Genomic DNA, 19012 nt, shown 5'->3' with positions numbered 1-19012 from the left:
AGCAACATATGACAAATGAAGGCCTAAAATCTATATTAGAAATACAGCAACTTGTTTGTAAGTATAGTCGGGCTATTGATAGAAGAGACTTCAAGTTGCTTAGTCAATTATATTCTAAAGGTTCTGAAGATCACCACGGTGGAATGTTTAAAGGATCAGGGGAAGATTATGTTACTTGGGTAAAAGAGGCTTTAAAGCAGACCACCCATACCTCTCATCAGATTTTTAATCATCTCATTGAACTAGATCCGGATAATAACTCTTATGCAGAAGGCGAAGTATACACACTTAATGTTCATATAATGAAAGATTCTATGGGCAAAGATGTTAATTTAAGCACAGGAAGTCGCTATCTTGATAAATATACAAAAACTACCAAAGGGTGGCAATTTTTGTATAGAAAAGTGATAGCAGACTATGCTTTAGAATCTGCCATTCCTTCGGGGGAGTTAGTAGATAGTTTGAGATCGGGAGGAGCAATAGGTGGAACTAATAAGGATGATCCTTCTTATGGATACTTTAAATTAATCTAAAGATTGGCTAATCCTAGTAGATCTATTTTTTTAATAATATCTTTCAATAAGATATTTTCCATTTTTTTGTTTTCACCAACTACGTGATATTGATTTGCTCCCATAGTACCTATTAAATCTTTATTTGTTGGCCCATATAGAGTGATTGATGGAGTGCCAACTAATGCTGATAGGTGGGCTAATCCTGTGTCAGAACATACGCAAAATTTTGCTTCATTAATTATATAACTAATTTCATTCAACGACATTAGATCAAGAGCTATGGCATTTGTTTTTCTGGTGATCTCTGTAGCTCTGTCTAATTCTTGTAGATTTCCGGAAGGTAAAAGTGACCTAAAACCTAATTTCTCTATATATAGAATTAAATCTCTCCAGTTATCTTTAGACCATAATTTAGTATGCCAACTAGCATTTTGAACTATCACGACAAATTCTTCAGGGATTTCAATTTTTGGCTTAGTAAATTTTGTTTTATCAACGCCATAATTAAAATTTTCTTTATTGGGTTTATACTCAAGAGCTCTGGACATTAAGATATTTTGTCTTTGTATTGCATGCAATTCTTTTGATATTGAAGTTGACTTGCTATAAGCCCAATGAGCAGGGTATTCTCTTACACTATTTTTATCCATGCCAAAAACCTCACCTTTATAAAGGTATGAGATGAAAGCACTTTTAATATTATTTTGCATATCAATAACAAAATCATATGCTTCAGCATTTATTTCATTTTTTAGAATCTTAAGCTCCTTTAGGGAAGATATGCTAAAAAGCTGTTTTTTCCAATTTCTATGATTACTAATTAGAATATTTCTAACATTGGGGTGCCAAGACGGTACTTCGCCAAAATTGGTATCTACTACCCAGTCAAACTGTATATCTGGGTAGTGGCTAGAAGCTTCGCTGATCGCAGGAAATGCATGCATTAAATCACCCATAGAAGATAGCTTAATTAACAGAACTTTCATGACTTAAGTTTTTTAAAAAAAGAACTTATAGAATGTCTTAATAGATGAACTCTTTGCGAACTCTTGCGAACATAATTTATTTGGATAGACCTTCGTTTACCTTCAAAACTTTTATATCCATGCCAACAATTATTAGTTACTTTAAAAATGACCATATTCCCTAAATAAGCAGGGATCTCAATAATATAGTCATCTAGATTATCTCTGGACTTTAGTAGTCTTAATAAGCCATTTTTATGATCCCAAGTTTTATTCAAATATATCAAAATAGTTAGTATTTTAGACTTTGAATCTGAATGAATATTTCCATCTTTACTTCTAGAATAACCTCTTAATGTAGGCACTACTATTGAATCATTAAGGTTAATAGAAAACTTTTTTTCTAATATTTTTTTTATTTCATCACTCTCGAAATCTTCTACTAGAGCATGTAGACTATTTTTATTATCAGATGAAAGATTAAAACTTCCCCCTTGATTAATGTTTGGAAAATCTTTTAATAGGTCTTTTGACCGCTCCATATGCAGAAAAATATTATTTACATGAATAAAAGGAAAAAATTTCTTATTTATTAATGCAGCATCTAATAATTTTTTATTTAATAATTGTGTCATTCATCTTTAATCTTTATTAAGATTTTCTATATTCTAAATATATTGTTCTAATTTAGTAGCATTGTTGTTCTATTTAAATAAAATTATGAAAAAAAATTTCTTGTTATTCACTATATGTCCTTTGTTATCTTTTGCAGATACTTCTATTAATACGCTTTTCAGTCAGGAAGTAAGCCTAACAGATGAATTAAATATGACTATACAGTTCAAAGAGTCGGATGGAGGAGTGCTTATTCCTCAACATACTCATCCCTATTTAGGCACTGTTTATCTTATATCTGGTCAAGTAGAAGTAGATATAGAGGGGGAAAAAACTTTATATAAAGCAGGAGATTCTTGGTTAGAGCCGAAGAATAAAATTCACAGCGGTAAGTCAATTGGCCCTATAAAATACTTCGTCGTTTATCATCACCAACCAGGACAGCCTTACACTAATTAAACTCACGATTTTTGTTTTCTACTTTGATTTTTATACGCCTCAAAAAGGATAAAACAGTTTCATGATGTTGCGCTCCTTGCAATAGGTATTGATCATTGATTATGAAAGTAGGAACACCGCTAATATCTCTTTCTCTATAAGACCTTTCTTCTTTGATTACTGTTTCCAGCCCATCATCAGTATTCATAAACTTATCTAATAGACTCTGTTCTATGCCTATTTCTTTGGCTATCTTAAATAGCTCTTCCTTTGAGCTAATATTGGTGCCATGAGTAAAATGATGAGTAAATAAAGACTCAGCTAAATTACTTTTTAGTTCTAAATCTTTAGTTAACTCTATTAATCTATGAGATTGCAACGTATTTGGTACTAATTTAGGTTTCTTAAAATTAAAGATAAAACCATGGTTCAGGCCTTCTTTTATTAAATGCTTACTATTGTCTCTAGGTGGAGAGTTAAAATGATTTTTATTTTTAAAGAATAATTTCTTATCAATTCCTTCTGGTGGAATTTCAGGATGTAGCTGGTAGGGCCTCCAGTTAATTTCCAAAGTGATTTCTTTTTTTAGAAATCTTTGCGCTACTTTTAAATTCTTATAGCCTACTACGCACCATGGACAGACTATATCGGAAACTATATCGATTGTTAATTTTTGAAGCATTTTATATCTTTCAGACTATGATATTACTATAAATTAAAGAATAATTACCGTGAAATGAACAATATGAAAAATATATGTGTTTTTGCAGGATCAAACTTAGGCTCCGAATTAGCCTTTGCAAAAAATGCCGAAGAATTAGGAAAAATAATAGCAACGTCTAAAAAAAAATTAGTCTATGGCGGCGGAAGAAAAGGCCTTATGGGGATTATAGCAGACTCAGTATTAGCTTATGACGGTCTAGTGACAGGAGTAATTACTAAACAATTAGAAGAAATTGAAGTAGGTCATAAAAACTTAAGTGAACTAATTATTGTTGATTCTATGCACCAAAGGAAAGAAATTATGTTTAATGTCTCTGATGGAATTATTTGTTTACCTGGCGGAGTGGGGACTTTAGATGAGCTTTTTGAGTCATTAACTTGGAATCATCTAGGCATTCACTCTAAGCCCATAGTATTACTCAATATATCTAAATATTATGAACCATTATACAATTTTATAATTCAAACTATAAAATCTGGTTTTCTGCCAGAAGGTGCCCTAAAAAGACTTTGCATAGCCAATTCACCTGAAGAATCAATAGATTATATTGATAATTTTAATCTATAAAATTTAATTTCTAATTACCAAGTTAATTTGTAATTTTAAACACTGATAATTGTATCGCTTCTTGCATTTAGCGTGAATATTGTTAAGATAATTCTTAAGCTATTTCTGAAATAAATCGGAACTCGAGACCCGAATTAGGTAGGATATGGACAGAAGAAGAAGGGTGACAAGATCGACGAAAGTCAGCCACCTATCAACTATTTAGGTTATAGTTGATAAAGCGTTTGCCAACGCAGATCCCTTCTACTTCGCTCAATACTGGTTAACTTAATTTTGTAAGTTAATTCTTTCTATTCTTTCGATAATTCTTTGTTTTCCTTCAAAAGAGACTTTAAATACATCTATAGATTCATAAATTATTTTATTTGAATATTCATACTCTGGTAATTCATTTAATTTATCTTCATCTTTCTTAAAGCCTACAAGGCTTATATGAGGCCTATAGTTCCTTAAATCATTGTCAAATCCTACAATTCCTAAGGATTGAGATACAGTATGATGCAAAGATTTAAGTTTTGTTGAAGAATCTAAATAAGCTACTAATGTTCTTCCTTTTTCATTGGGGAAGTAATTAATGTGATTTATATTTAAGCTAATTTTTCCAATTCCAGGTAATTTATCATTAAGGATAGTTATTAATTCTTGAGATTGTTCCGGTTCAATATGTGCAACGAAATTTAATGTTACCAAGTAATCTGAACTTTTATACCAAAACAAATTTGCAGCTTTAGAAGTTTCTTTTTTTAACAAATTAACATAATGTGACAGACTTTTATTTAAAACTAAGTCTGGAGTTAATGTGATAAGTAGTGACATAATCCAATTTAAAAAATAATCTTGTGAATCATAAGGTAAACTTCTATTCTTTCAAGGTTTTTTTGTAATATAGAAAACAGGTATATTTTAATGGCAAGATTAAGAGTTCTAACAGGCATAACTACTAGCGGCAGGCCTCACATTGGAAATCTTTGTGGCGCTATACTTCCCGCCATAAATGAAAGCAATAATAAGGATGTAGATTCCTTTTTATTCTTAGCTGATTATCATTCATTAATTAAGTCGCAAGACCCTATCACGACTCATCATTCATCAATAGAAATGGCAGCATGTTGGCTGGCATGCGGTCTAGATTTGAAGAAGACTACTTTTTACCGTCAATCTGATATTCCACATATTATGGAGCTTAATTGGATTCTAAGTTGTGTTACTGAGAAAGGCCTACTTAACAGAGCTCATGCATATAAAGCGGCGGTTGATAAGAATAATCAGAAGTATCCCGATAAAAATATTAATATGGGTTTATTCAATTATCCAATTTTAATGGCTTCTGATATTTTAATGTTTAATGCAAATATAATTCCAGTAGGTCAAGATCAAATTCAGCATGTTGAAATTGCTAGAGATGTTGCTACAAAATTTAATCATCATTACCAAAAAATTTTTAATCTGCCCGAGGCAAGGATTCAAAAAAATAAAGGTATTTTACTGGGATTGGATGGTCAGAAAATGAGCAAGAGTTATGGGAATGAAATTTCTATTTTTTTAGACTCAAATACGTTAAGAAAAAAAGTCATGAAAATCAAAACTAATTCTTTAAAACCAGGGGAGCCTAAAGACCCTAAAAGCTGTACAATATTTAATCTTTATTCTCACTTCTCCTCAAAGGAAGATCTTAATAATCTTAGTAAGCAGTATGAAAACGGGATTTCTTGGGGCGAAGCAAAAGAATTATTGTTTCAACTTCTGGATGATAATTTGTCCAACTATAGAAAAGAGTACAATAAATTAATAGATGACAAACAGTATTTAGAAGGAGCTTTAACTTCTGGAGCAGAAAAAGCCATACAAGTTAGTGAGCCCTTGATTCAAGAAATAAGGAAGTTAGTAGGCATAAGGAAGATTGGTGACTGATAAAGATAATTCTGTATTAAATCTACAATCTCCATATCTTTTTTCTGAAGAATATCGTTTTAATCTTAGACTTCATGATCTTGGAAAATTAAGGCTAATTTCTTTAAATATTCAAGACTTTGTAGGTGATATTAATGCACTTGTATTATTTCAATTCTTAATAAACTCTTCATATTATCAGGAAGTAATGTTTGATCACTTTACTAGCTCCAGTAATGGTTATCATGGCCCATTTCTTATAAAAAATATTGACCCAGTTAATTTTAATGAACTTAAAAAGGAATTTTTTCAGGAAGTTTTTTTTAGAGCACTAAAGCAAGTAAAAAAAGATACTCCTTTAATTAGAGAAGAAAAAACCGATAAGGTTAGATCGTTATTAAAATACTTAGATGTAGATAATAGTTTAATTTTTTCCCTAAGTAATTGTAATTTATTTAATAGATTAGAAAGTGGTCAAAAATATGAAGATGAATGGGCTCATGCAATAAATTATTTTTTTGAATTTATATTAATCAATTTAAGAGATAAGAAAATTAATTGTTTATATCTAGTATATGAGTAATAAAGATTCTTTACCCAAAACTATTTGGATTCTTGCATTGGCTCTACTTTGTGTAGGTGCTGGTCAATCTATCATCTTTATTACTGTTCCGCCGGCTGCAAGAGATCTAGGCTTAAGCGAAATACAAATAGGTTTAATTTTTTCATCTTCCGCTATTGCCTGGATGATCTTTAGTCCCTATTGGGGCAATCTAAGTGATTCTGTTGGAAGAAAAAGAGTTGTATTAATTGGCTTATTTGGATTTGCTATATCTCTATGCCTTTTTAGTGTATGTATATCTTTAGGAAATTCAGGATATATTTCTGGATTGTTACTATTTATGTTGCTCATTTTATCAAGGACTATCAACGGTTTATTTGGCAGTGCTACTAGGCCAGCCTGCGGAGGTTGGATTGCTGATATAACCTCTATAGAAGAAAGAAGTAGAGCATTTGCAAGATTTGATTCAGGGTTTTCAGCGGGCAGAATAATAGGTCCGGGCATAGCTGGATTCCTGCTTCTTATTAGCTATAACTTGCCTTTCTATTTATTTTCTCTTTTAGCTATTTTAGCTGGCTCTTTAATTTTTTTCCTTCCTGATATCAAGAAAACTAACCATTTCTCAGAATCAATTTCCAATATTTCTTTCTTTGATAAAAAAGTTTTTCCATTTATTTTAATTGCTGGAATGTATGGCATAGCTAATGCTACTTTGGTACAAACTTCATCTTTTTATTTTCAGGATGTTATCTACCAAAATTCAGGAGATTTCATTTTCTACTCCAGCTTAGGTTTTATGATTATGGGCGCAGGTTACCTATTTGGACAACTTTTAATCGCTGATAGATTTAAGGTTCAACCTGGTTATCTAATTAGAACTGGGTCTATACTAATTTCAGGTGGTTTATTGTTAATTGCTTATTCTGAAAGTTTATTTTCTATTTACTTGGCATTATCTATTTATGGTCTAGGAGCAGGGATGCTAGGACCTGGTTTGTCTTCTTCTCTATCTATTTCTGTAGGGCAAGGAAAGCAAGGATTAGCCAATGGCTTTATGTCTATGGTGATACCACTGGGACATATTCTTTCTCCTTTTTTAAGTATGCCCTTGTACTCTGTTAATAGTTCTTATCCTTATTTTCTTTCTAGTTTTCTTATGTTAATAGCCTTTATATATATTCTATTTAATAAAAGACATAAGTGGATTAGAGATAAAAGTTATTTAATAAATTAGTCAGAACAAATACACCTTGTTTTTATACTCCTTCTAAATAAGTGCTAGAATAAAACTTTTTTAAAATAATATGGATAATATTTTTTCAGTAAAAGGCAAGGTTGCTATTGTAACTGGTGGCAGCAGAGGGGTGGGTTTAATGATAGCTAAGGCTTTTGTCAAGTCTGGAGCAAAAGTATATATCTCTTCTAGAGACGGAGAAGTTTGTGAATCTATTGCTAAAGAATTATCGAAAGATGGTACTTGTGAATCCATACCTACAGATTTATCAAATCAAGAAGGGGTTATTAGTCTCGCTGAAAGCTTTAAATTAAAAGAAGATAAGTTAGACATACTCGTAAATAATGCTGGAAAGACTTGGGGTTCAACGTTAAAGGATTATCCAATAGATAAGTGGGATATGGTTATGAAAGTTAATGTAGGCTCACCTTTTCATTTGATAAAAGAACTTCATCCTCTTCTAAAGATTTCTGGCTCAAAGGAGGATCCTTCTAGAATAATAAATATAGGTTCTCCTGCTGCAGTTTTAGGTTCATCTCTTGGAGCTTATGCATACAATGCAAGTAAAGCTGCTATCCATCATTTAACTAGAGTGCTTGCTAAGGAATTTGCTAAAGACAATATAAATATCAATACTATTTCACCAGGTCCTTTTCCAAGTAAAATGACGGAGTTTGATACCGGTGATGGAGTTTCTTTCCTAGATAGGGCAGGTCAGGGTACTCCAATTGGAAGGCATGGAACAGAAGATGATATGATGGCTACTTCATTATTTATGGCTTCAAAAGCAAGTTCATATATTACAGGTGCAACAATACCTTTAGATGGAGGGGTTCATTTAGGTTAATATTTAAGGATTAAAAAAATATGTATAAAGATAATTTATTAAAAGGAAAAAGAATACTTATAACAGGAGGAGGAACAGGCCTAGGTAAGGAGATGGCACGTTACTTACTAAAATACGGAGCCGAAGTAATTATATGTGGCAGAAGAGAAGAGATTTTAGAGAATACTTCAAAAGAACTTATGGAAGAGACCGGTGGAATTGTTAAATTCTATGGTTTAGATATTCGTGGGGCTCAAGATGTAGATGATGTAATAAATAATATCTTCGAAGAGGCTCCGCTCGATGGTTTAATTAATAATGCAGCCGGTAATTTTATAAGTAGAACAGAAGACCTCTCACATAGAGGTTTTGATGCTATAGCAAGCATTGTTTTTCATGGAACCTTCTATGTCACACATTCTGTCGGTAAAAGATGGTTAGAGCTAAACAGGCCAGGGAGCATCATATCTATTTTAGCAACTTGGGTCTGGACAGGCTCTGCATATGTTACTCCTTCCACTATGTCTAAAACAGCTGTTCATGGCATGACTAAATCATTAGCTGTAGAGTGGGGATCAAGAGGTATAAGAGTTAATGCTATAGCTCCTGGACCATTTCCTACGGAAGGAGCATGGGCCAGGTTATCTCCTGATACCGGTGATGGGAATTCGGGTTTAGGTGAAACAAATAATTCTCTTCCAGGTAATCCTATGGATCGAGTTGGAGAAATGGAAGAACTAGGTAATTTAGCAACATTTTTAATGTCTGATGGGTGTGATTATCTAACAGGCCAAACTATTGCTATAGATGGTGGCCAATATCTAACAGGGGGAACTTTTTCTCATCTATCTTCATTAAAAGATGAAGATTGGGAAGCTATTAAAGGAAATATCAAGGCAACTAACGAAAAGGACAAAGCAAAGAGATCTGTCTAAAATAATTAAAGGTATAGATAATGAGTGAAATGATTAGGGTTTTAGAGGCCCAAAAAAAATTGAATATAGAAGAAGGGGCACCTGACTATAAATTAAGAACAGACAGATTAGATCGCTGCACAGCAATGGTGCAGGAACATAAAGATGAAATTATAAAAGTTCTTCAAGAAGATTTTGGTAATAGAGATCCGGTGATGTCCTCAATAACAGAGATCGAGACCGTTGTTGGCCCTATTAAACATGCTAAAAAGAATTTAAAGAAATGGATGAAAGTTGAATCTAGGAAAGCTGCTATTGCCCCACTAGGATCTCTTTTAAGACTTTTGGGAGCAAAAGCTTGGATTAAATATCAACCAAAAGGTGTAGTGGGTATTATAAGTCCATGGAATTTTCCTTTTCAACTAGCAATTGCACCTATGGCAGGAGCAATTGCTGCTGGAAATAGAATAATGCTCAAGCCTTCTGAGTACACCCCGGCATCATCTGAATTAACTAAAATAATGTTCAATAAGTATTTCGACGAAACAGAAATTTCTGTATTTACAGGAGATCCTAGCGTTGGAGCAAGTTTTAGCGCACTGCCATTTGATCATTTGTTATTTACGGGCGGCACGGAAATAGCTAAGCATGTTATGAGAGCAGCTTCAGAAAATCTTGTTCCATTGACTCTTGAACTTGGTGGAAAGTCCCCGGTTATTATTGGCAAGGGTACTGATATACCAGAAGTTGCCCAAAGAGTTATGCAAGGTAAAGCAATGAATGCAGGGCAAATATGTTTAGCACCTGATTATGCACTAATTGCTAAAGATGATTTAGATCAATTTGTAGAGGAAAGCGTTAATGTTGTCACAAAAATGTATCCAACTCTTAAAGATAATAATGACTATACTTCAGTCATAAATGAAAAACATTATGACAGGATCCTGAAACATGTAGAAGATGCAAAAGAAAAAGGAGCAGACATTGTAGAGATCAATCCGGGAGATGAAGATTTTAGTCAACAAGCTCATTACAAGATACCTCCTACTTTAGTTTTAAATCCAACTGATGATATGTCTATAATGCAAGAGGAAATATTTGGTCCTATTTTACCCGTTAAAACTTACGATAACGTTTCAGAGGCCATTTCTTATGTTAATTCTAAAGATCGGCCATTAGGTTTATATTATTTCGGTGATGACAATTCTGAACAGAATTTGGTTATAAATTCTACCACCTCAGGCGGAGTTACATTAAATGATGTCATATCACATATAACCATGGAAGATTTACCTTTTGGAGGTGTTGGTCCAAGCGGCATGGGTTCTTATCATGGTTTCGATGGATTTAAAGAATTTAGTCATGCAAAAGCTACTTATAGGCAATCAAAGATAAATCTTAATAAATTAGCAGGTTTTGTTCCTCCTTATAAAAAAACATCTAAAAGTAAAGAGTTATAAAACTTAACCAATGAATTTACTATCTTTAAGTATTGCTTTTAGATATTTCAGGAGTAAACGTCGAGGATTTTTATCTTTTACTTCAATAATGTCATTTGTTGGCATAACACTTGGAGTTACAGTTTTGATACTCGTAACTTCAGTTATGAATGGATTTGAGAAAGAACTAAAGCAAAGGGTTCTACAAGCAATTCCACATGCTAACATTCAAGGACAACCTTTCATAGATGACTGGAAAGATCTAATCAAAAAAACTGATCAGCAAGTACTTATACTAGGGTCTAGTCCTTTTATAGAAACACAAGGCTTAATAAATTCTAGTGATCAATTGAAGGGCGTAATAGTTTACGGAGTACATCCAGATCTAGAAAGGACTGTTTCTACAATACCAAATCATATAATAGTTGGTAATTGGGATAGTTTAAATGATCAAGAATATAATATTGCAATAGGTGATATTCTTGCTATGCAACTGAGAGTTAACATAGGAGATTTTGTAAACTTATTAGTCCCAGATACTACTATGGGCCTATTAGGAACTTTTCCTAGGACAAAGAGATTTAAAGTTTCTACAATCTTTAGTATAGGCTCTCCTGAAATTGACCAAAGTTTCGTATTTATAAATCTAAATAAAGCTTCAAAATTATTACGTACTGAAGATAAGGTGCATGGTCTAAGAATTAAATATTCAGATCTTTTTATTGCAAAGAGGCAAATAAAAGAGGACGTGAAATTAATAAATCAACTAAATGATCAAACCTACACTTCTAACGATTGGACAAATTCATATGGAACATTATTTAAGGCAATTCAAATGGAAAAATTTTTAGTTTCCCTTTTACTTTTTACAATTATTTTAGTGGCAGCTTTTAATTTAGTTTCAACTTTAGTTATGATAATTAATGAAAAAAAGTCTCAAATAGCAATCCTTTTAACATTAGGTGCCACAAGAGCATCTTTGGGTAGGGTATTCATTTTTTTTGGAGCAATAGTAGGTTTTGTAGGGACATTATCTGGTTTATTGCTTGGTTTATTATTTACTCTGAATCTAGGAACAATAATAAATTTCTTAGAAGAATCTCTTGGCATGCATCTTCTGGATGCTTATTTTATTAATTATTTTCCTATAGATTTAAGGCCCACTTGGATAATAGTGATTTGTCTTATCTCTTTTTTATTAGCTATAGTAAGTTCGCTTTATCCTGCAAATTTAGCTTCTAAGCTTGAGCCTGCAGAGGTTTTGAGATATGAATGAAAAAATATTTGAACTAAATCAAATTTCGAAAGTCTTTAAGGAAGGTTTGAATGAAGTAAAGGTCCTTTTAAATTTTAATTTAAGCATTATGAATAATGAGTCAATAGCTATAATAGGACAATCTGGTTCTGGTAAATCATCTCTTTTGCACATTCTAGGAGCTTTAGATCCACCTACTTCTGGTTCTATTAAATTTAAAGGACAGCTGTTAAATGAACTTAGTTCAAACCAGAAAGCCTCCTTAAGGAATGAGGAGTTTGGTTTTGTATATCAATTTCATCATTTACTTCCTGAATATAATTCTTTAGAAAATGCAGCTATGCCTTTATTTATAAATGCAAAATATAACAAAGAAGATTCTCTAGAGCTCTCTAGAGATCTACTTTCTCAAGTAGGCTTAGAAAAAAGATTATTTCATATCCCTGGAGAACTTTCAGGAGGAGAGAGGCAAAGGGTTGCTGTAGTAAGGGCCCTTATAAATAAACCATCCTGTTTGATTATGGATGAACCTACTGGAGATTTAGATAAATATAACTCTGAAAAAATACTCGATCTTATCATGAGTCTATCTGATCAGAATTCAATGTCTTTGGTGATTGCCACACATGATCTTAATTTAGCAAATAGGTTAGATAGAATTATTTCTTTGGATGAATAATATATAAACAGCAAAATTCTGAATTTCTAAATTTTTCCTATAATATAAAACTGTGAGTATAAAAAAAGGTAATTCTACTAGTGGCGTAAAGACCTATTCTAGGCTTCTTTCATATGTCATACCTTATATACCTCTTTTCTTAATTAGTACTTTAGGCTTCATTATATTAGCTGCTTCCCAAGTTGCAGCAGCAGAATGGCTTAAACAAGTGATTGATTTTGTTAATTCTCCAAATGATGAATACAGAATTTTATTGCCTTCAGCTCTAGTTGTTATAGCTATGTTTAGAGGTATAGGTTTTTTTATAGGAAACTATTTAATGGCCCTAATTTCTAATAAATTAGTTCATGACTTAAGAACTGACCTTTTTAAAAAGATTATGGTATTACCAAGTAGTTATTTTGACCAACAATCATCTGGTCATCTTATTTCAAGAATAACATTTAATGTGGTTCAGGTTACAGGAGCAGCCACCAATGCTATTAAGGTTATTTTTAGAGAAGGTTTATTAGTATTAGGATTGATTGCATATTTATTATTTTTAAATTGGGAATTAACAGTTGTGCTTTTAATTACAGCGCCTTTTATAGCATTAGTAGTTAGTATAGCTGCAAGGCGTCTGAGAAAAATAAGTACTAGAATACAAAATTCTATGGGTGATGTTACTCATGTAGCTTCAGAAACTATCAATGCATATAAAGAGGTAAAGGCTTTCGGAGGTGAAATCTATGAAGATAATAGATTCACCGAAGCAAGTGAAAATAATAAACGTCAAAACTTAAAACTTGAAGCTACAAACTATGCTTCTTCTCCTTTAATACAGATCTTTGTATCTACTGGACTAGCAATCATTACATGGCTTGCATTAGATTCTTCTGTAATAAATGTGATGAGCTCAGGAACCTTCATCGCTTTTTTTGGTGCTGCCGGAATGTTAGCAAGACCAGTAAGGCAATTATCAGAAATAAATAGTCAGATACAAAAAGGGTTGGCAGCTGCTGAAGATATTTTTAATCAATTAGATGAAGATGATGAAGAAGATAATGGAAAAGTAGAGTTAGAAAATATTAACGGCGAAATATCATTTAAAAATGTCTCTTTTTCTTATGAAGGAGCCGATGGCTTGTCAAAGAATGTTCTAAAGAATATTGATTTAAATATCCATAAAGGTCAAACAATTGCCTTGGTTGGCAAATCGGGAGCTGGAAAAACAACATTAGTGAATCTGATACCACGTTTTTATCAGAATTATGAAGGTGAGATTTTAATTGATAATACACCTATAAATGATTTCACTATTCAGAACCTCAGATCTCATATATCCATAGTAGGACAAAATATTACACTCTTTAATGACACTGTTACTAAAAATATAAATTATGGTTCCATAGATGGACAGCATGAAGAAATTATTAATGCAGCTAAAAGAGCAAATGCAGATGACTTTATAAGAGCTATGCCTGATGGTTACGAAACCATGGTGGGAGACGATGGAGTATTACTATCAGGAGGTCAAAGACAAAGAATTGCTATTGCAAGGGCAATATTAAAAGACTCTCCTATTTTAATATTAGATGAAGCTACATCGGCTCTAGATTCTGAGTCAGAGAAGTTTATTCAGGAGGCAATTGAAGAGGTAAGCAAGGATAGAACAACTTTAATAATTGCTCATAGATTATCTACTGTAGAGAAGGCTAATCTTATAATTGTACTAGATGAAGGCAAAATAATTGAACAAGGAACACATTCAGAATTATTAGGTGCAAAAGGTGCATATGCAGATCTTCACGCAAATCAATTTATAGATGAAAAGACTAAACAAATAATTCCAGACCGGAATGATATTACAGTTTTTCGCTCCGATGAAACACCTAAAAGTAAAATTAGTTTCCTTGAAAGGGCTTGGATAGAAAAAAAATCATGGTTATGGCTGCTGTGGCCCCTTTCTTTAATAACAAGGACCATTAGTAAATACCGAAGAAATTTATTTAAGAAAAATATCAATAAAATCTATAAATCTCATGTGCCTGTTATTGTAGTAGGAAATATATCTTTAGGAGGAACAGGCAAAACGTCCATGGTGATTTCTCTAGCAAATACATTAAAATCAATAGGATATAAACCAGGGATAATTAGTAGAGGGTATGGTGGTAGATCAAAAAAATACCCATTAAAAGTTACTAATGAAATTGATTCCGATATGGCAGGAGATGAACCGGTACTGATATTTAAGAACACTTCTTTGCCTGTTTATGTTGGTCCAAATAGGCTTAAAGTAATTACTCAATTATTAAATGAAACAGATTGTGATGTAATTATCAGTGATGATGGACTGCAACATTATAATTTAAATAGAGATATAGAGATTGCGATGATCGATGGATTGAGAGGTCTTGGAAATGGACTTACTATTCCAGCTGGCCCTTTAAGAGAACCTATAGAAAGGCTTTCCGATGTTAATTTTATTATAAGTACACATCAAAAATGGGAAGAAAAGAAATTTTCTTCTGACTATATAATGAAATATGAGCCTTCTGAGTGGGAAAGAATTCATGATGGTCAAAGATTTCCTTTTATAAATTGGCCTTTGTCAAAAAATGCACATGCAATTGCTGGAATAGGTAATCCAGAAATGTTTTTTAAAACTCTAGAAGATCAAGGATTTAATCTAATAAAACATACCTTTTCTGATCATTATGAATACAAATTAGATGATCTTATTTTTGATGATGATTATCCAATAATAATGACTGAAAAAGATGCAGTAAGATGTTTAAATATGCCTTTAAAGAATTTATGGTATTTTAAAATAAATGCTCGCCTCCCAGAAGAATTTATAACAAACTTAACGAACAATTTAAAAAATGAATGACAAATAAAATTGACGACGATTTATTAGAAATATTAGTTTGCCCAGTTTCTAAAGGTAAACTTCTACTTAAAGGAGATGAATTACTTTGTTTTGAGTCTATGTTAGCTTATAAAATTGAAGATGGTATTCCAATTATGTTACCAGAAGAAGCAAGAAAAATTTTAATAGATGAAAATCTAGATTAAATGTCTTTTATCGTCCTTATCCCAGCTAGACTTAAATCATCAAGACTCCCTAATAAGCCATTATTAAATATAAAAGGAAAGACCCTCATTCAAAGAGTCCATGAAAAAGCTATTTTAAGTAAAGCTGATAAAGTTTATGTCGTTACAGATAGTGATCTGATTGCAACTCATTGCAAAGATATTAATGCTAAATCTATTATGACTGATACTGATCATCAAACTGGTACAGATAGAGTGGCAGAAGCCGCATCTCTTTTAAAATTAGATGACCAACAAATAGTAGTTAATCTGCAGGGTGATGAGCCCTTCACGCTTCCAGAAGACATAAATAAAGTAGCAAATTTATTAGACGTCTATAAGAGTGCTGATATGGGCACTCTCTATACCTTAAATTTATTAGAATCAGATATATCAAATAAAAATAGGGTTAAAGTGTTATTAGATGCTAATTCTAAAGTCGTCAATTTTTCTCGAGATAAAATAGACAGAATCAATAATAAAACAAACCTTGGTATACATTTAGGTATTTATTCTTATAGAGTAAATTTTTTAAATGAATATGTAAAACTACAACCTTCTATAAATGAAAAATTTCTAAAACTAGAGCAACTTAGAGCATTGGACGCGAATAAAAATATTTTTGGTGAATCTTCAAGCAATGAAATACATTTAGGAATAGATACACCTGAAGACATAATTCTTGCTGAAAAGATAATTGAAAGTTATGGAATTTAAAAAAAATTTCTCTTTACAAAACTTAAATTCACTTAGTTTGCACTCTTCAGCTAGGAGATATTGCTGTATTGAGTCCATAGAAGATTTACTTGAAGCTATTGATTATGCTAGATCTATTAATTTACCAATCTTTCCTCTGGGTGGAGGAACAAACATAGTTTTACCAAGAAAGTTAGATTATTTAGTAGTTAAAAATAATTTAATTGGAAAAAAAATAGTTAGTAATAAAGTACTTATATCCTCGGGCGAGAATTGGCATCATTCTGTACTTTGGACACTTCAAAATAAACTGTATGGATTAGAAAATCTATCATTAATTCCTGGCACGGTAGGAGCTTCTCCAGTACAAAATATTGGAGCTTATGGAGTTGAGCTATCCTCAAAATTAATAAGTGTCAATGCTATCGATTTAAGTAACTCTAATAGTTTAATGTTAACCAATGAGGATTGTTGTTTTGGTTATAGAGATAGTATTTTTAAACGAAATAAGCAATTATTTATAACAGATATAAATCTTAAATTAGATACTAAAGATTCGCCGACTACTAGCTATTCTAATTTAAATAGTTATTTACTAAAAAATAATATTGATCCTAGTTTGGCTTCATCTATGGAAGTTTGTATGGCTGTTATTTCATTAAGATCTTCTTTATTGCCAGATCCCTTGTCTACACCTAATGTAGGAAGTTTTTTTAAGAACCCTATCGTTGGTAAAAAAATGTTAAAAGAATTATTAAAAATAAATGAAAACATCCCTTTTTTTAAAGAAGGAAAACAATATAAGATTTCTGCCGGATATTTATTAGAACAAGAAGGATGGAAGGGCTATGAAAGCAACGGTGTATCTATATCAAAAAAGCATTCTTTGGTATTAATAACCGATAGTGGCGTGTCTATTAATAAGATTACAGATCTAGTAAAGAAAATTAAAGAAAGTGTTTTAAAAAAATATAAACTTTCTTTAGAAGTAGAACCTGAATTTATCTTATAAATATATGGAATTTTTTATCAAAATAGCGTTTATGCATTTATTTGCAGTAGCTAGTCCAGGACCTGATTTTGCGTTAATAATGAGGCAGTCTTTAAAATATGGAAGAGTCTCAGGAATATGGACTGCTATGGGTATTGGAACTGGAATATTAGTTCATGTAACTATAGCTTTATTGGGAATAAGTTTTTTTATAATCTACCAACCTTCTCTTTTTTTTATTTTTAAATTAGTAGCTTCTTTATATCTAGCGATACTTGGTTTTAGATCAATGTTTAATAGATCCCAAGTAACAGAAATCAATATTTCAATATCAAGATCGTCTGTAAGTAAGTTCAAAGCATTTTTGAATGGTTTTATTGTTAATTTATTCAACCCTAAAGCTTTCCTCTTTTTTATAACAATATACGCAATTCTGGATAATACAGTTCCCTTGGAGCTAAAGATCTTTTCCGGGTTGTATATGGCAGTAGCTACTTTTATTTGGTTTAGTTTTATTTCCTATTTAACTGATGTATCCAGTAATATTGAGAAATTTAAAAAAATTATGCCTTCTTTAGAAAGAATAACGGGAGTAATATTAGTTTTTATTTCTATTCAAATTCTATTTTTTAAATTACCTTTATGAATAAAATTAGTCCAGCAAGTATTTTTGAATCTATTACTAATATCAAAGAAGATGGGATTCCTCCGGTTCATTTATGGAATCCACCTATTTGCGCTAATGTAGATATGAGGATTTCTAGAGAGGGGCAATGGTTCTTTATGAATTCTCCAATTGGAAGGGAAAGAATGGTGAGGCTTTTTAGTAAAGTTCTAAGATTTGATGAAGATGGTCATTATTATTTAGTAACTCCAGTTGAAAAAATTAGATTAGATGTCGAAGATAAGCCTTTTCTTATAGTTGATTTTGAAGTTAATAACTCAGGAAAAAATCAGAATATTTATTTTAAAACTAATACAGATGATATTTTTCAATTAAGTGCCGAGAATCCCCTCAGAGTAGTTATTAATAAAAAACAAGAGCCATCTCCTTATGTTGTTGTTAGATCTAATCTAGAAGGCCTTATAAGCAGAAATATCTACTACAAGTTAATTGATCTTGGGAAACATGAAAAGATAAATAATACTGATAATTATGGCATATGGAGTGCAGGCTCTTTCTTTAATTTAGAAGGCACGAAGATTAAAGATTAAATGTTACATGTTTGGATAATTAGGACCGCCAGAACCTTCCGGAGTAATCCAAGTAATATTTTGTGAAGGATCTTTTATATCACAAGTTTTACAGTGTACGCAATTCTGAGCATTAATCTGAAATCTAGGTCCAGTCTCTTCCTCAATTACCTCATAAACTCCTGCTGGGCAATACCTTTGTGCAGGCTCATCATAGATTGGAAGATTTTTAGAAATAGGTATGTCAGGATCTTTTAGAACTAGATGACATGGTTGATCTTCTTCATGATTGGTGTTCGAAAGATATACAGATGATAACTTATCAAATGAATATACTCCATCAGGCTTTGGATAATTTATTTTTGGCATATCGCTAGCTTTTTTTAAACATGCATAATCAGGAGTGGGGTGGTTTAAGGTAAATGGTAAATTT

At 31.9% G+C, this 19012-nt stretch carries 22 protein-coding genes; 17 read left to right on the top strand and 5 right to left on the bottom strand.

Annotation, left to right across the window (positions count from 1 at the left end; all coding sequences use genetic code 11):
• Positions 1–8 precede the first annotated feature (8 nt).
• Positions 9–533 carry a nuclear transport factor 2 family protein gene (locus P8J93_03385; protein ID MDG2060846.1) on the top strand — a complete coding sequence of 175 codons (525 nt, stop codon included), beginning with the start codon at positions 9–11 and terminating at the stop codon, positions 531–533.
• On the opposite strand, the gene waaC is transcribed toward P8J93_03385, so the two are convergent.
• Positions 530–1501: a lipopolysaccharide heptosyltransferase I gene (gene waaC / locus P8J93_03380; GenBank protein MDG2060845.1), complete on the bottom strand. Its 972-nt coding sequence runs from the start codon at positions 1499–1501 to the stop codon at positions 530–532. The two genes, P8J93_03385 and waaC, sit on opposite strands and share 4 nt — an antisense overlap.
• The gene (locus P8J93_03375) at positions 1498–2115 is read right to left on the bottom strand and encodes a 2OG-Fe(II) oxygenase (protein ID MDG2060844.1); all 618 of its coding nucleotides are present in this window, start codon (positions 2113–2115) and stop codon (positions 1498–1500) included. The genes waaC and P8J93_03375 overlap by 4 nt, the downstream gene beginning before the upstream one ends.
• A gap of 85 nt (positions 2116–2200) precedes the next feature.
• Between P8J93_03375 and P8J93_03370 the strand changes: the two genes are divergently transcribed.
• A complete protein-coding gene (locus tag P8J93_03370) occupies positions 2201–2554 on the top strand; it encodes a cupin domain-containing protein (GenBank protein ID MDG2060843.1) in 354 nt (117 codons plus the stop codon).
• Here the strand turns inward: P8J93_03370 and P8J93_03365 are convergent.
• Positions 2547–3215, bottom strand: a complete 669-nt coding sequence (locus P8J93_03365; GenBank protein ID MDG2060842.1) for a DsbA family oxidoreductase — start codon at positions 3213–3215, stop codon at positions 2547–2549. The genes P8J93_03370 and P8J93_03365 overlap by 8 nt on opposite strands.
• A 63-nt stretch (positions 3216–3278) precedes the next feature.
• On the opposite strand from P8J93_03365, the gene P8J93_03360 reads away from it, so the two are divergent.
• Positions 3279–3824 carry a TIGR00730 family Rossman fold protein gene (locus P8J93_03360; protein ID MDG2060841.1) on the top strand — a complete coding sequence of 182 codons (546 nt, stop codon included), beginning with the start codon at positions 3279–3281 and terminating at the stop codon, positions 3822–3824.
• A gap of 267 nt (positions 3825–4091) precedes the next feature.
• Here P8J93_03360 and P8J93_03355 read toward each other — a convergent pair whose 3' ends face one another.
• Positions 4092–4640: a 2'-5' RNA ligase family protein gene (locus P8J93_03355; GenBank protein ID MDG2060840.1), complete on the bottom strand. Its 549-nt coding sequence runs from the start codon at positions 4638–4640 to the stop codon at positions 4092–4094.
• A gap of 90 nt (positions 4641–4730) precedes the next feature.
• Between P8J93_03355 and trpS the strand changes: the two genes are divergently transcribed.
• The 14 genes from trpS (at position 4731) to P8J93_03285 (ending at position 18600) form a co-directional block, all read left to right on the top strand.
• Complete coding sequence (gene trpS / locus P8J93_03350) at positions 4731–5735, top strand: tryptophan--tRNA ligase (protein MDG2060839.1); 1005 nt, start codon at positions 4731–4733, stop codon at positions 5733–5735.
• Entirely contained in the window at positions 5728–6297 is a 570-nt protein-coding gene (locus P8J93_03345; protein MDG2060838.1) for a hypothetical protein, read from the top strand. Before trpS ends, P8J93_03345 begins: the two co-directional genes overlap by 8 nt.
• Positions 6290–7510: an MFS transporter gene (locus P8J93_03340; GenBank protein MDG2060837.1), complete on the top strand. Its 1221-nt coding sequence runs from the start codon at positions 6290–6292 to the stop codon at positions 7508–7510. The genes P8J93_03345 and P8J93_03340 overlap by 8 nt, the downstream gene beginning before the upstream one ends.
• A 70-nt stretch (positions 7511–7580) precedes the next feature.
• Positions 7581–8357 (top strand): SDR family oxidoreductase, encoded by a 777-nt coding sequence (locus P8J93_03335; protein MDG2060836.1) that lies wholly within the window; start codon positions 7581–7583, stop codon positions 8355–8357.
• Between the two features lie 20 nt (positions 8358–8377).
• Positions 8378–9271, top strand: a complete 894-nt coding sequence (locus tag P8J93_03330; GenBank protein ID MDG2060835.1) for an SDR family oxidoreductase — start codon at positions 8378–8380, stop codon at positions 9269–9271.
• Positions 9272–9291: 20 nt separating this feature from the next.
• Complete coding sequence (locus P8J93_03325) at positions 9292–10710, top strand: coniferyl aldehyde dehydrogenase (protein ID MDG2060834.1); 1419 nt, start codon at positions 9292–9294, stop codon at positions 10708–10710.
• 10 nt (positions 10711–10720) lie between these two features.
• Positions 10721–11965, top strand: a complete 1245-nt coding sequence (locus P8J93_03320) for a lipoprotein-releasing ABC transporter permease subunit (protein ID MDG2060833.1) — start codon at positions 10721–10723, stop codon at positions 11963–11965.
• Entirely contained in the window at positions 11958–12623 is a 666-nt protein-coding gene (locus tag P8J93_03315; GenBank protein MDG2060832.1) for an ATP-binding cassette domain-containing protein, read from the top strand. The genes P8J93_03320 and P8J93_03315 overlap by 8 nt, the downstream gene beginning before the upstream one ends.
• 52 nt (positions 12624–12675) lie before the next feature.
• Positions 12676–15495 (top strand): lipid A export permease/ATP-binding protein MsbA, encoded by a 2820-nt coding sequence (msbA, locus tag P8J93_03310; GenBank protein ID MDG2060831.1) that lies wholly within the window; start codon positions 12676–12678, stop codon positions 15493–15495.
• The gene (locus tag P8J93_03305) at positions 15492–15680 is read left to right on the top strand and encodes a Trm112 family protein (GenBank protein MDG2060830.1); all 189 of its coding nucleotides are present in this window, start codon (positions 15492–15494) and stop codon (positions 15678–15680) included. Before msbA ends, P8J93_03305 begins: the two co-directional genes overlap by 4 nt.
• Positions 15681–16415, top strand: a complete 735-nt coding sequence (gene kdsB / locus P8J93_03300) for a 3-deoxy-manno-octulosonate cytidylyltransferase (protein MDG2060829.1) — start codon at positions 15681–15683, stop codon at positions 16413–16415.
• Positions 16405–17406: a UDP-N-acetylmuramate dehydrogenase gene (gene murB / locus P8J93_03295; protein ID MDG2060828.1), complete on the top strand. Its 1002-nt coding sequence runs from the start codon at positions 16405–16407 to the stop codon at positions 17404–17406. Before kdsB ends, murB begins: the two co-directional genes overlap by 11 nt.
• 4 nt (positions 17407–17410) lie before the next feature.
• The gene (locus tag P8J93_03290) at positions 17411–18031 is read left to right on the top strand and encodes a LysE family transporter (protein MDG2060827.1); all 621 of its coding nucleotides are present in this window, start codon (positions 17411–17413) and stop codon (positions 18029–18031) included.
• Positions 18028–18600, top strand: coding sequence for a DUF1285 domain-containing protein (locus P8J93_03285; GenBank protein ID MDG2060826.1), 573 nt, complete (start codon positions 18028–18030; stop codon positions 18598–18600). Before P8J93_03290 ends, P8J93_03285 begins: the two co-directional genes overlap by 4 nt.
• A gap of 3 nt (positions 18601–18603) precedes the next feature.
• On the opposite strand, the gene P8J93_03280 is transcribed toward P8J93_03285, so the two are convergent.
• The coding region (locus P8J93_03280; protein MDG2060825.1) for a 4Fe-4S dicluster domain-containing protein at positions 18604–19012 on the bottom strand (409 nt) is incomplete at its 5' end.

It is taken from the genome of SAR86 cluster bacterium (assembly GCA_029268615.1).
In the GTDB taxonomy this organism is placed as follows: domain Bacteria; phylum Pseudomonadota; class Gammaproteobacteria; order Magnimaribacterales; family Magnimaribacteraceae; genus JAQWNM01.
The sequence above is the reverse complement of the archived record's forward strand: the minus strand, read 5'-3'. Positions and strand labels throughout refer to the sequence as shown.